General features: G+C 75.1%; 13 protein-coding genes. 9 read left to right on the top strand and 4 right to left on the bottom strand.

All coding sequences use genetic code 11. The annotated features are described in order from the left end of the window. Positions 1-80: 80 nt before the first annotated feature. The 5 genes from AC069K_RS08095 (at position 81) to AC069K_RS08075 (ending at position 4,031) form a co-directional block, all read left to right on the top strand. A complete protein-coding gene (locus tag AC069K_RS08095; protein WP_365107677.1) occupies positions 81-557 on the top strand; it encodes an LPXTG cell wall anchor domain-containing protein in 477 nt (158 codons plus the stop codon). A gap of 52 nt (positions 558-609) precedes the next feature. Then, positions 610-1,239 (top strand): RNA polymerase sigma factor, encoded by a 630-nt coding sequence (locus AC069K_RS08090; RefSeq protein WP_365107674.1) that lies wholly within the window; start codon positions 610-612, stop codon positions 1,237-1,239. Next, positions 1,236-1,778 (top strand): hypothetical protein, encoded by a 543-nt coding sequence (locus tag AC069K_RS08085; protein ID WP_478613363.1) that lies wholly within the window; start codon positions 1,236-1,238, stop codon positions 1,776-1,778. The genes AC069K_RS08090 and AC069K_RS08085 overlap by 4 nt, the downstream gene beginning before the upstream one ends. Before the next feature lie 242 nt (positions 1,779-2,020). Then, positions 2,021-3,064 carry an ArsR/SmtB family transcription factor gene (locus tag AC069K_RS08080; protein WP_478613360.1) on the top strand — a complete coding sequence of 348 codons (1,044 nt, stop codon included), beginning with the start codon at positions 2,021-2,023 and terminating at the stop codon, positions 3,062-3,064. 109 nt (positions 3,065-3,173) lie between these two features. Beyond that, a complete protein-coding gene (locus AC069K_RS08075) occupies positions 3,174-4,031 on the top strand; it encodes a CAP domain-containing protein (RefSeq protein ID WP_478613357.1) in 858 nt (285 codons plus the stop codon). A gap of 78 nt (positions 4,032-4,109) precedes the next feature. Here the strand turns inward: AC069K_RS08075 and AC069K_RS08070 are convergent, their stop codons facing one another. Next, a complete protein-coding gene (locus AC069K_RS08070) occupies positions 4,110-5,597 on the bottom strand; it encodes a sigma-70 family RNA polymerase sigma factor (RefSeq protein ID WP_478613354.1) in 1,488 nt (495 codons plus the stop codon). Positions 5,598-5,861: 264 nt separating this feature from the next. On the opposite strand from AC069K_RS08070, the gene AC069K_RS08065 reads away from it, so the two are divergent. After that, complete coding sequence (locus AC069K_RS08065; protein ID WP_478614424.1) at positions 5,862-6,149, top strand: hypothetical protein; 288 nt, start codon at positions 5,862-5,864, stop codon at positions 6,147-6,149. A 40-nt stretch (positions 6,150-6,189) separates the two neighbouring features. Here the strand turns inward: AC069K_RS08065 and AC069K_RS08060 are convergent, their stop codons facing one another. Next, positions 6,190-7,173: a trypsin-like serine peptidase gene (locus tag AC069K_RS08060; protein WP_478613350.1), complete on the bottom strand. Its 984-nt coding sequence runs from the start codon at positions 7,171-7,173 to the stop codon at positions 6,190-6,192. Positions 7,174-7,268: 95 nt separating this feature from the next. Continuing rightward, positions 7,269-8,024: a tyrosine-protein phosphatase gene (locus AC069K_RS08055; RefSeq protein ID WP_478613347.1), complete on the bottom strand. Its 756-nt coding sequence runs from the start codon at positions 8,022-8,024 to the stop codon at positions 7,269-7,271. 109 nt (positions 8,025-8,133) lie between these two features. Between AC069K_RS08055 and AC069K_RS08050 the strand changes: the two genes are divergently transcribed. Beyond that, positions 8,134-9,117, top strand: coding sequence for a hypothetical protein (locus tag AC069K_RS08050; RefSeq protein ID WP_478613344.1), 984 nt, complete (start codon positions 8,134-8,136; stop codon positions 9,115-9,117). A gap of 44 nt (positions 9,118-9,161) precedes the next feature. Here AC069K_RS08050 and AC069K_RS08045 read toward each other — a convergent pair whose 3' ends face one another. Continuing rightward, a complete protein-coding gene (locus AC069K_RS08045; RefSeq protein WP_478613341.1) occupies positions 9,162-10,646 on the bottom strand; it encodes an MFS transporter in 1,485 nt (494 codons plus the stop codon). Positions 10,647-10,864: 218 nt separating this feature from the next. Between AC069K_RS08045 and AC069K_RS08040 the strand changes: the two genes are divergently transcribed. Next, complete coding sequence (locus tag AC069K_RS08040; RefSeq protein ID WP_478613338.1) at positions 10,865-11,578, top strand: TetR/AcrR family transcriptional regulator; 714 nt, start codon at positions 10,865-10,867, stop codon at positions 11,576-11,578. Between the two features lie 269 nt (positions 11,579-11,847). Beyond that, positions 11,848-12,218, top strand: a 371-nt coding sequence (locus AC069K_RS08035) for a substrate-binding domain-containing protein (protein ID WP_365107648.1), incomplete at its 3' end; no start/stop codon positions are given.

Below are 12,218 nucleotides of genomic sequence, written 5' to 3'. Positions count from 1 at the left end.
GCAACCCCGGCCCGCGCCGCACGTCGTGAGGGGTGAAGGGCGTCGTCCGACGCCGTTCAGCCGACCTGGAGACGTACTACGTGAACACCACGAAGCACCACGGCCGCACCTTCGCCCGCGGGGCAGCCGCCGCCGGACTGCTGGCCGCGCTCGCCGTGCCCGCCCTGGCCGGCACGGCCCACGCCGACGGCGGCACGCAGCCGCGCCATCTGGCCACCACCCGCCCCGCCCCGGCGTCCGCCGCACCGACCGTGGCGCCGTCCACCTCACCCCAGCGCCCCGCACCCGCCACGACGCCCGCCTCCCCCAGCCTGCGGCCCACCGCCGCGCCCAGCACGCCCCCGAGCGCGCCCGAGCCGGCGCCCCCGACGAAGACCCCAAGCGAGTCCCGGCCCGGCACCGAACCCAGCGCCGCGCCCTCCCCTTCGACACGCCAGGACGAACTGGCCCATACTGGCTCGTCCAAGACCAACACGGTCCTGGGTGCCGGAGCGGGCGCGCTGATCGCCGCGGGCGCCGGGACCGTCTACGCCGTCCGGCGGCGACAGAACCACTGAGGCGCAGGACGGCCCCGCCGTGCGGGGCCGCGCCGTTCCACCCGAGGAAGTGATGGAGTACACCGCCGTCCGGTACCCGGCGCCGCCAGGGCGTCTGGGCCCGCGCGCCTTTCTGCACTGGCTGCTGCGCCGGGACCGGCTGGCCACCGGGCCGGAGCGCCCGGCCGTCCTCGGCGGGTACGGCCCGCACCCCGCACGGCCGACCATCAGCGGGCTCTACCACGCGCACCGGCTGCGCATGGTGCACCTCGCGGTGATGCTCGTGGACGACCGGGCCACGGCCGAGGACGTGGTGCAGGACGCGTTCACCGCGCTGTACCGGCGCCACGGCGAGGAGATCGCCGAGGTGGACAACGCGCTCGCCTATCTCCGTACCGCCGTGGTCAACGCCTCCCGCTCGGTGCTGCGGCGGCGGCGCACGGCGCGCGCGTACACCCCGCCGTACGAGGCCGACGCGCCCTCCGCCGAGGAGCGCGTCGTCCTCGACGAGGAGCACCGCGAAGTGCTGGCCGCGCTGGGGCGGTTGAGCGCGCGCCGCCGTGAGGTGCTGGTGCTGCGGTACTGGGGCGAGCTCACCGAGGCCGAGATCGCGCAGACGCTGCGGATCAGCCGCGGCTCGGTGAAGTCGCTGGCGAGCCGGGGCCTGGACGCCCTGGAGAAGATCTTGAAGGAGCGGTCGTGAGAGGAGTGGACATGAGCGGCGGGGAGAGTCCCGAACGCCCCGTCGAGGTACGGCTGCGGCGGGCGTTGGCTGCTCGCGCGCAGACCGTGACGGTCCGCGATCTGCGCCCGGCGGACCCACCGGGCCCGCATCTGCGCCGGACCGCGCTCGTCCGGTCGTGGCCGCCCACCCCGGGGTTGCGCCGCCTGGCCCTGCCGCTGGCCGCGCTCGCCACCGCGGCGGCCGTGGCGATCGGCTACCTGGCCGTGGAGCCGGGCGGTGCGCCGGACCACCCGCTGCCCGCGGCCACCCCGGGCCCGGTCTCTCCGGGCCCGGTCTCCCCGCAACCCTCCCCCCGGCCCTCCCGGGCCGAATCGTCCCGGCCCGAGCCCTCCACGCCGCCGACGAAGGCGCGACGGCCCGCCCGGCCGTCGGCCCGGACCCCGGGCACCACCCCCCAGCCGGACACCAGCGCGCCCCCTCGAACGCCGCCACCGAGGTCGACGGGCCTCCCCTCGCTCCAGCCGTCCCGCACACCGTCAGCACCGGCAACCCACTGAAGCCGCCGAAGTCGCCGAAGTCGCCGAAGTCGCCCACTGAAGCCCCCGTGCCGGGCCCACGGCATACCCGGCCCGCTCACCCCACGCACGCAAGTGCCGGCCGGCCCACCGCCCCCGTAGCCGTGTGTGGGCCGGCCGGCACTCCCCCGTTGTCGTGCACCTCCACCGTGGCAGGGCCACGGCCCCGGAGGTGACGTGTTTCGGGCTGGTCCGAAACACGGCCGAAGGCCATGCTCGGGCGCGTGACGCTGCGCATCCACTTCACCGCCGACGACCTCGCCCGCACCCGGGTGGCCGAGGGACCGCGGCCGATGCTCGAACTCGACGTAGCCCTGCGGGTGTTGCAGGAGAACGTGCACCGGGCGCGTTTCGACGCGTGGCGGCGGGAGTCGCTGGCACGGCTGGCGCCCCGCAACCGCCTGGCCTTCGACGTGGTGCCGCCCACCGGGTGGTCGCTGGACTTCCTCCTGCCGGTGGAGCCGGGCGGCGTCCAGGAGTTGTGGGAGAAGGTGCGCGCCACCCCGGCGGGGCGGGTACGGGAACACGTCGGCCAGTGGGCGGGCCGGGTCCAGCGGATTCCGGAGTGGACGGGCCGCCTCGCCGACGATCCCCGCTTCCTGCGGGAGCTGGTCGATGTCTTCGAGGACACGTACGAGCAACTCGTGGCGCCGTACTGGCCCCGGATCGAGCGGCTGGCCGACGTCGACCGGGCGAGGCGGATGCGGCATCTGACCGAGGGCGGCGTGGAGCGGTTGCTCCAGCGGCTCCACCCGCGGCGGGTGCGCTGGAACCCGCCGGTGCTGGAACTGACCATGGCATCCGGCCACGACGGCGACCTGCGTCTCGAAGGGCGGGGACTGCTGCTCGTGCCGACGCTCTTCGGCTCGGCGTATCCGGTCTTCGACGACGCCGGGCCGCAGCCCTGGGTCAGCTTCCCCGTCGGCGACGACCGGCCGCCGTGGTCCCCGCTGCCCGCGACGGTGACCGCGGGCGCCCTCAGCGCCGCGCCCCGCTCGCTCGCGGCGCTCCTCGGCCGCACCCGGGCCACCGTGCTGTGCGCGATCGCGGAACACCCGGGCCTGACCACCAGCCAGCTCGCCGCCCGGGCGGGCATCTCCCCGGCGAGCGCGAGCGAACACGCCACGGTGCTGCGGTCGGCGGGCCTGGTCGGCACGGCACGGGACCGCAACGCGGTGCTGCACACCCCCACCGCCGCCGGGATCGCCCTGCTCAACGCGTCCACCGCCGACGCCACCGGGCCGGAAGCCACCGCCCTGCGCGCCTGACCGGCCCCTGTGGCCCAGGTCACGTACGCGGAAAGTGTTATGGCCCGGCCGCCTCCCGCTCTCCCATGTGCCGGACACCCCGGCAGTACCGGAGAGAGAGCGGAGCCCCATGCAGCACCACGACGACCACCCCCACGTTCGGCCCGCGAGCGAAGGACGGGCCACCCGGCGGCGTGCGCACCGGCAGCGGTCCCGGCGGGCCGTCGGCACCGCCGTGGCCGGGACCGTGGCGGTCGCCGCCGTCGCGGGAGCGCTGCTGTGGCCGCACTCCGACGACCCCGCCGAGGCCGTGCGCACCCAGGCGGCCCCGCCCGCCGGGCACCCCCTCGGCACCGGAGCGGCCGCGGACGCCCCCGCCCCGTCCGCCACCCCCTCCCCGATACGCTCCACCGCGCCCGCGAAGTCCCCCTCCCCCAAGCCGAAACCGAGCCGGACCGGCACCGCCTCCGGTTCCGCGCACCCCGGCACGGGCACGGGCACGGGCTCCGGTACCGGCACCACGACGACCCAGGGCCACCACCCGGGCGCCGGTCGCATACCGCGCGGGAGCACACCTCCGCGTACGGACAACGCGCCCACCGGCGCCGCCGCCTCGTACGTCCAGCAGGTGGTGGACCTCGCCAACGCCGAGCGCGCCAAGGCGGGTTGCGCGCCCTTCAGGGCGAACGGCCGCCTGAACACCTCCGCCCAGGCGCACGCCGACGACATGGCGGCCCGCGACTACTACGAGCACAACAGCCCGGAGGGACGCAACGCGGGCGACCGGATGAGCGCCGCCGGATACGACTGGCACAAGTGGGGCGAGAACATCCACCGGGGGCCGAAGAGCGCAGCCGACGCGATGCGCGACTGGATGAAGAGCCCCGGCCACCGCGCCAACATCCTGGACTGCGGCTTCAAGGACATCGGTGTGGGGGTCAACCTCAGCGGCAACGGCCCGTGGTGGGTGCAGAACTTCGGCAGCTGACCCGCGCCCGGCAGCGGTGGGGGCGCGGGACGGCGGGCCGTCCCGGGACGGGAAACCGCCCCGGGACGGGAGACCGCCTCAGGGCGAGGCGCCCGCGAAGTCCTGCACCCACACCGTGCCCCCCGGCCCCGGCACGGCGGCCACGCCGGTGTCACGGTAGCCGCAGTCGAGCATGTTGCGCTGGTGGATCGCGCCGTCCGTCCAGTCCTCGACGATCGCGGCCGGGTCCGCCGTCCCCCGGTCCAGGTTCTCCGCCCAGGCCCCGACCGGATACCCGGCGCTCCGCATCCGGGCGTCGGCGTGCCGCCCCTCGGGGTTCGCGTGGTCGTAGTAGTGGCGCGCCACCATGTCCCGGGCGTGCCGCTGGGCCGCCGAGGTCAGCCGCGGGTCCATCCGCAGCGGGGCGCAGCCGGCCGCGCTCCGGCGGCTGTTGACCAGCCGCAGCAGCCGTTGCTCGGGGGGCACGCCGACCGGCGTGGGCCGGGCGGTCCTCGGGGTGGAGGTGGGCGACGGGCTCGGCTTGGCGGATGGCCGTACGGGTGGGGCGGAGGGGGACGGCAGGACGGTAGGGGCGGTGGTCCGGGGTGCGACGGGCGGCGCGGGAGTGGCCCGCGGCCTCGGGTCGGGCCAGAGCAGGGCGGTGCCGACGGCGAGGACGGCGGCGAGCGCGAGAGCGAGCGCGCCCTTGACCGCGTACGCGGGTGCCTTCGCCGGTGCGGCGGGCCCCGTCCCGGCGGCGCCCGGCACGGGCGCGGTGGACGCGACCGGCGCCAGACGGGCGCCCGGGACGAACTGCGCGGCCCCGTACAGCGGCGCCAGCAGGGCGAGGCCGGCGAGCAGCCCCTCGGCGGGCACCAGCCCCGCGCCCCGCCCGGAACAGGTCCGGCAGTCACGGGTGTGGCGGGCGATCCGCTTGCGCCACACCGGGGCGGGGCGGCCGTCCCACCCGGCGACGGTCCGGGCCAGCTCGTCGCAGAGCGGCCGGGCCCCGAGCGCCCGCACCACGACCCGGCCCACCTCCAGCTGGGCCTTCATGCGCTGGACCCGGACGGCGGTGTGCTGCGGGGTGAGGGCCATCGCCTCGGCGAGTTCGGCACGGGTGAGCTCGCCCGCCGCCTCCTGCCACCACAGGGCGAGGAGTTCGCGGTCGCTCTCGTCGAGCCAGCGGGTCGCCTCGGCCACTTCGCGGCGCTGCCCGGACAGGCCGAGGCGCAGGATGGTGAGGTCCACGAAGTCCGGTTCCGGGTCGGCGGCCGCGGCCAGCTGCTCGGGGGCGGCCGGGGTCGTGTACTGCTGGGCGCGCCAGCGGTGGCGTATCTGGTTCATCGCGATGGCGATCAGCCAGGACCGGAAGCGGGACGGTTCGCGCAGCCCGTCGAGGCCTTCCAGGGCGTGGAACATGGTCTCCTGCACCACGTCGTCCACGTCCGCGTGGCCGTCCATGGCGCGGCCGACCACGTTGTAGACCAGCGGGAGGTAGTCGGCGACGAGCCGCTCGCGCGCCTGGGCGTCGCCGGTCCGCGCGGCGCCCACCAGCTCCGGCATGGACGTGCTGTCCCTGTGCATCCGCTCCCTCACCCACTGGCGTCGTCTGTGCGCTCCCGTCGTTCGGAGATCCCTGGCAGGCGTGGGGATAACAGGAACCGGGCCCTCATTTTGTACGACGACCCGCCCCGCCGGAACGCCCACCTCCCGTCGCGCCGGTGTGCGGGATCTCCCGCGTTGTGCTATCGGCGCCGAGGGGAGACGCTGGTGGTGTACGCGGCCGGGAGTCACCGGTGCGCCGCAAGTGAGCACCCACCCGGTCGGGAAGGGGTGAGTTTCGTGCGCATGCTGTTGACCGCCCAACTGGACACCGAGAAGGCGAACGAGGCCATCAGGAACGGCTCGATGCAGAAGACGATGGAAGCCGCCGTGGAGGCGATCCACCCCGAGGCCGCCTACTTCACCTCGCGCAACGGGTGCCGTACCGCCTACCTCGTGTTCGACCTGGAGGACTCGTCGCAGATTCCGAAGACCGCTGAACCGTTCTTCCTCGAAATGGGCGCGAAGGTCGACTTCACGCCGGTCATGAACCAGGACGATCTGCGCAAGGGTTTGCAGGCCCTGGCCCGCTGAACCCCTGCGGCGGGCTCCCGCTCTCCGGTGGGGACGGCACTCAGGACGCGGGACCCGCCGGTGGGGCGCCCCTGACCGCGGCGCGGTAGAGCGCCCGGGCGGCGGCGCCGAAGGGGGCGCTGTAGGAGACCTGCGGGGTGTTGCCGCCGGTGTGGTAGCCGCCGATGACCCCGATCACGCCCCAGCCGTCCCACCCCGGCACCAGCATCGGTCCGCCGCTGGTCCCGCCCACGAACGCGTCGCAGGCGACGCGCGCGAAGGTGCCGGGGTCGGCGGGGTCGTCGCTGACGAACCTGGTGGTGCGGCTCCAGCACTCCAGCGGCCGCTGCGCGTTGCCCGGATAGCCGATCATGCGTACCGGGAGGTGGGAGTAGCCGGTGCCGGTGAGCAGGCGGACTCCGCCCACCGCGTCCTGGAGCCTGGTGCCGTCCTGGTTGGGCTCGGTGCGCGCGAACCCGAAGTCGTAGGCGGCTCCGGCGTGCTCGCCCAGGTCGTAGTACGGCTGCGGCACGTAGACGCCGTCGGTCACCACGGGGAAGGCGCCGAACGGCTTGGTCCCGTCGTGGTAGCGCGGCACGAACGCGAGACGGCGCCGGGGCGCGGGTCCCGCGTAGCCCTTCAGGCAGTGTCCGGCGCTCAGCACCAGGTCGCGTCCGGGGCTGCGGACCACCGAGCCGCTGCAGGTGCGGCCGGTGCCGTGGGCGTCGGTCCAGAAGAACGTGCCCGCCTGGGGGATGCCGTCGAAGCTCCGGCTGGGCGGGATGTGCTCACCGGGCCGGGGTCCGTCCTCGGTGGGCGAGGCCGTCGGCCCGGCTCCGGCGCCCTTCGCCGTCTCTGCGGGCAGCGCGGCGGCCATCCGCGCCGGGCTCCAGTAGGCGTCGAGCGCGGCGGCGTTCCGGTTCGCCCGGGCCGGCCCGCTCTCGTCGGCGGCGGCCGAGGTGGCTCCCGCGCCGGCCCCCGCGCCGATCAGCAGGGCGGCCGCGAGTGCGGCGGTGTGCCGGATGATCCTGGTTCTACGCACCATCAGTCCCCTTCCGGGCGGACACACATGACGACCCACCATAGGCGCGGCGCGTGGCGGGCAGAAGGGTCCGCCGGGGGCCCGGCCCGGCGAGCCGGTTACGCGACGGCGACGGGCTCGGCCGCGCGTTCCAGCAGCCCGGCGCGCAGCGCGTCGACCAACTGCTCGTCGGCGCCGAGCAGTTCGCGTGCGTAGGCGTGCACCGAGCCGTGCCGGTCCGCGAGGCCGTCGAGGAAGAGGCGCATGACGGCGGCGGGGGCGCGGCCGTAGTCCGGCCAGGTGATCTCGCGGCCGGGGTGGGCGGCCCGCCAGTCGGCGATCAGGCGGTCGGTGGCGAGCCCGGTGAGGGTGAAGTCCTCGATGACGGCCTCCTCGGGGACGCCGAGCAGGGTCAGCACGAGCGCGGCGAGCAGACCGGTGCGGTCCTTGCCCGAGGCGCAGTGGAAGACCAGCGGCCCGCTGCCGGGCGCGGCGATGACCCGCAGCGCCTCGCGCAGCTCCTCCACTCCGTCGTGGGCGACTTCCAGGAAACGGTCGGCGAGGTACCGGCCGGTGTCCACGTCCGCGCCGAGGCTCGCCTGGTCGTACGGGCGGTGCTCGACGCTGAGGTTGCGGTACGTCAGCGAAACGTGCTCGGGGACGCGCCCCTTGCCCTCGATCTCCCACGGGTAGCGCAGGTCGATGACCGTCCGCACTCCCAGGCCCAGGAACCGCTCCCAGTCCTCGCCCTGGAGTTTGCCCAGCGAGTCGGCGCGGTACAGCCGTCCCCACCGCACGGTGGAGCCGTCCTCGGTGCGATAGCCGCCCAGGTCACGGAAGTTGTGCAACCGCTCGAACGCGATGTGTCTGCTCACAGGAGCGCACCCTACGGCCGTCGCGGCCGTCCGTCCGTGGTGTGGATCACTGGACGCACCGCCCGGAACCGGGTGGTGGGGCGGCACACCGGTTGAGATCCTCTCGACCATGGCCGAATGGGCAACCTTCGCCGTCGTTCCCGGCAGCGGCGACCACGAGCGGTACGAGCTGTACGAGTCGCGGTTCGGGGCGGCCGGGCTCGATCTCGACCTGCTGGCCGGTCCCGACGTCGTGCTGCCGTTCCTGCGCGCCCACGACCCCGCGCGCCACGGCTGGCTCGACGACGTCCGCTGCGAGGGCGCGGTCCTGGTCGACCCGCACCGCCGGGTGCTGCTGGTCTTCGTCCGGGACGGGCCGACCACCTGTATGCGCCACCGGGCGGCCGCCCTGGAGCTGCTGCGCCACTCGTGGCCGGGCTGGCAGGTGCGCTGGACCTTCGACGGCCCTGCCGAGCTGCGCGCCTACCTGGGCCTTGACCCGGACGCGGTACGCGATCCGGGCCGCGAGGTGCGCGCGGGAGCTCCGCTCGCCCCGGGCGACGGGGAACTGGCCGAGGACGATCCGCTCGCCACGGTCGTCACCGTGGGCACCGGCCGCTGCCATCTCCTCGCCGCCGCCGGGGACCACCCGGTGGCGGAGGGGCCCGCCCTCCTCGACCGCCTCGCAGCGGCGCCCGACCACGGCCGGTGCGAGTTCGCGGTGCTCTCCGGGCTGCACGTCGACCCGGCGCGGCGTTTGGTGGGCTGGTGGTTGCTGGGCGCCCAGGCCGGGGCCTACCAGATGGAGGCGCGCTGGCCGGGCTGGACCGTCGAGTTCTGGCAGGACCGGTGGCAGGAGCAGGCCCGGGCGGCGGGCGGCCGGTTCGCCCCGCCGCCGGTGGAGCGCCGCCAGGCCCTCGTCGACGTACGGGACGAGGCGCGCGAGCACTGGGCGGGCCGAGGGAGTGCGGCGCGACGCGGCCCGGCGCGGTCCCTCGGCCCCGGTCCCGTGGACGGCGGCGGTTTCCTGCCGGACGTCCCCGCCGACCTCGCCCCCGCCGCCCTGCTCTCGGTCGACTCGGCGTGGCGGCGGGCCGTCAGGGAGGCGAGGTGAGGGGTACGCCCTGAGCGGCGAGGCACCCGTCCGCGCAAGGGGGTTCAGGTCGTCCGGGTCCGGCTCTCGCGTGCGCCGGCCCGCAGGTCGCCGAGGGCGAGGAGCAGCGCGCCGACCACGAAGGCGAGCGACACCAGCAGTCCGTGGTCGTACGCCGCCGCCCAGCCGTCGTCCGCCAGCCGCGCGAAGAAGACCGCCCCGGCGGCGGCGATGCCGACGGCGGAGCCGACGCGTTGGCCGGTCTGGAGGGTGCCGCCCGCACTGCCCGCCGAGCGGACCGGGACCCGGGAGAGCGTCAGCGTCTGGTTGGGGGCGATGACCAGACCGCTGCCGAGCCCGGCGAGGAGCAGCGGAGCCGTCATCGCCCATGCCGCGGACCTGCCCGGCACCAGGTGGACGGCGAGCGCCGTGGCGCCCAGGCCCGTGGCGACCATGACCAGGCCCACCGCGACCAGCCGGCGCCCGAAGCGGCCGACGAGGCGCCCGCCGATGGTGGCGGCGACTGCGGAGCCGACGGCGAACGGGGTGATGGCCAGGCCCGCGAGCAGCGCGCTCAGATGCAGTCCCGCCTGGAGGTAGAGGGCGCTGATGAAGAAGATCGAGGTGAACCCGCCGAAGTACAGCAGGATCAGGGCGCAGCCCAGCCAGTAGCCGCGGTCGCGGAACAGCGTGAGGTCGACGACCGGGGACGCGCCGCCGGCGCTCTGGCGCCGCTCCCAGGCCACGAACGCCGTGAGCAGCGCGGCCGACAGGACCAGGAGCAGCCACTTCTCGGGGCCGTGCCACTGCTGGGCCTGGACGAACGGCAGGAGCAGCGCCAGGACTCCGGCGCCCAGCAGCAGCACCCCGGCCGGATCGAGCGCGCGCAGCGAGATGCGGCGGGCGGACGGGGTGTCCGGGAGCAGCCGCCGGGCCAGCAGCAGGCAGCCGATCCCGAGGGGCACGTTGACGTAGAACACCCAGCGCCAGCCCTCCCGCGGGCCCGCCGCGTGGATGAGCAGCCCGCCGAGGAGCGGGCCCACAGCGGTGGAGAGGCCGATGACGCTGCCGAGCATCCCGAAGGCACGGCCGCGTTCGGCGCCGGTGAACATCTGCTGGATCAGGGCCGAGATCTGCGGCGAGATCAGCCCCGCGGCCAGGCCCTGGACGGCTCGGGCCGCCACCAGCCAGAGGCTGGACTGGGCGGCCCCGCAGGCCGCCGAGGCGAGGACGAACAGGGCGAGCCCGGTCATGAACACCGCGCGCCTGCCCCGGGCGTCGCCGACCCGCCCGGCCGGGACGAGGAAGAGCCCGAAGGCGAGGGCGTACCCGGAGAGGACCCACTGGAGGTCGGCCTCCGGGGCGTCCAGGGCCACCCGGATCGAGGGCAGGGCGACGTTGACGATCGACACGTCGAGCAGCGTCATGAACCCCGCCACCAGGCACACCGCGAGCGCCCGCCAGCGGCCGCGGTCGGACAGGGGCTCGGCGGCGGCCGTACCGGCACGGCCCGGCCCGGCGTCGCGGCCGCCCTCGGAATGCGGAGCCACCGGCGGCCTTCTTTCTCACGCGGTCAGGGGCAACGGTACGCATCCGCATGATGACGCAGGAGACACACCGCACGCGCCCTCCCGCGCCGGTCCGGCGCGGTGACGGCCCGTAGCCCTGGCGAAGCGGCCTCACGAGGGGATCATTGAGTCAGGGAGCGACGCGAGGCACCGCGTCCGCCGCCGCGCCGCACACGACCCCGGTGGACGCAGGAGGACCCATGACCGCCGAGGTGAGGAGTCCCCGGGCCCGATACCGGGAGCAGACGCGCGCCGAGATCAAGGCGGCGGCGCTGGACCAGCTGGCCGAGGGCGGCGCCCAGGCGGTGGCGCTGACCCGGATCGCCCGGGACATGGGGCTGTCCGGACCGGCCCTCTACCGCTACTTCGCGGGCCGCGACGAACTGCTGGACGAGCTGATCCGGGACGCGTACGACGATCTGGCGCACGCCGTCACCCATGCCCGGGGTTTCGGTGCGAGGGACGCCCGCGCGGTGCTGCACACCCTCGCCGACGCGTTCCTCGACTGGGCCACCGCGCAGCCGCACCGCTATCTGCTGATCCAGGGGACCCCGGTGCCGGGCCATGCCGCGCCGCCCGACACGGCGGAGCGCGCGCGGGCCGCGCTCGGCCCCTTCCTCACCGTCTTCGCCTCCGGCGACCCCAGCGACGCGTTCCGCCCGACGGTGGAGGAGATGGCCGGGTGGGTACGGGAGGACGACTCGCTGGCCGCGTGGATCGCAGAACACACGGGGCTGCCCCCGTACGACGCGCGGACCGGTACCGCGCTGGCGGGCGCGGTGCTCGCCTGGTCGCAACTGCACGGCACGGTCAGCCTCGCGGTGTCGGGCCAGTACGGCGGGATCGGTCCGAGGACGCGGACCCTGCTCCTGGCCCAGGCGGACGCGCTGGCGGACGCGTTCCGGCTGGCGTGACCGGCGGGCCGGGGGGCGGGCCGGATACGGCGGAACCGGGGGCGCGAGGGCTGCCGTCCCGACCGCCGTCCCACCGCCGTCCCGACCGCCGTCCCACCCGCGTCCCAACCGGCGTTCCGTCGCTCAGAGTTGTTGCTTCTTCGACTAATCAACGGAATGACTCATTGCGGTCTCGTTCACCCTCAACTCCTTGACGCCCCTTGCGCCTCCCAGTTGACTTCCAGCCACCTCGGCCGCGAGGACGCGGCCATGTCAGGGGAGGTCTCTCGATGAACACCCGTATGCGTCGTGCCGCCGTGTCCGCGACCGCCACCGCGCTGGCCGTCTCCCTCGCCGCCTGCGGAAGCGCCAAGGAGTCCGGGGACCCCGCCAAGAAGTCCGGGGCCAGGAAGGGCGGCGCCATCAAGATCGGCCTCCTGCTCCCGGAGAACCAGACCGCGCGTTACGAGAAGTTCGACAAGCCGCTCATCGAGAAGATGGTCAAGGAGCTCACGGCGGGCAAGGGTCAGGTCGTCTACGCGAACGCCAAGCAGGACGCGACGATCCAGACGCAGCAGGTCGACACGATGATCACCAACAAGGTCGACGCGCTGATCGTGGACGCGGTGGACTCCAAGGCGATCGCGGGCGCGGTGAAGAA

This window comes from Streptomyces sp. NPDC043908, from assembly GCF_056435525.1.
Note: the sequence above shows the minus strand (reverse complement) of the source record. Positions and strands in the feature narration are given on the sequence as shown.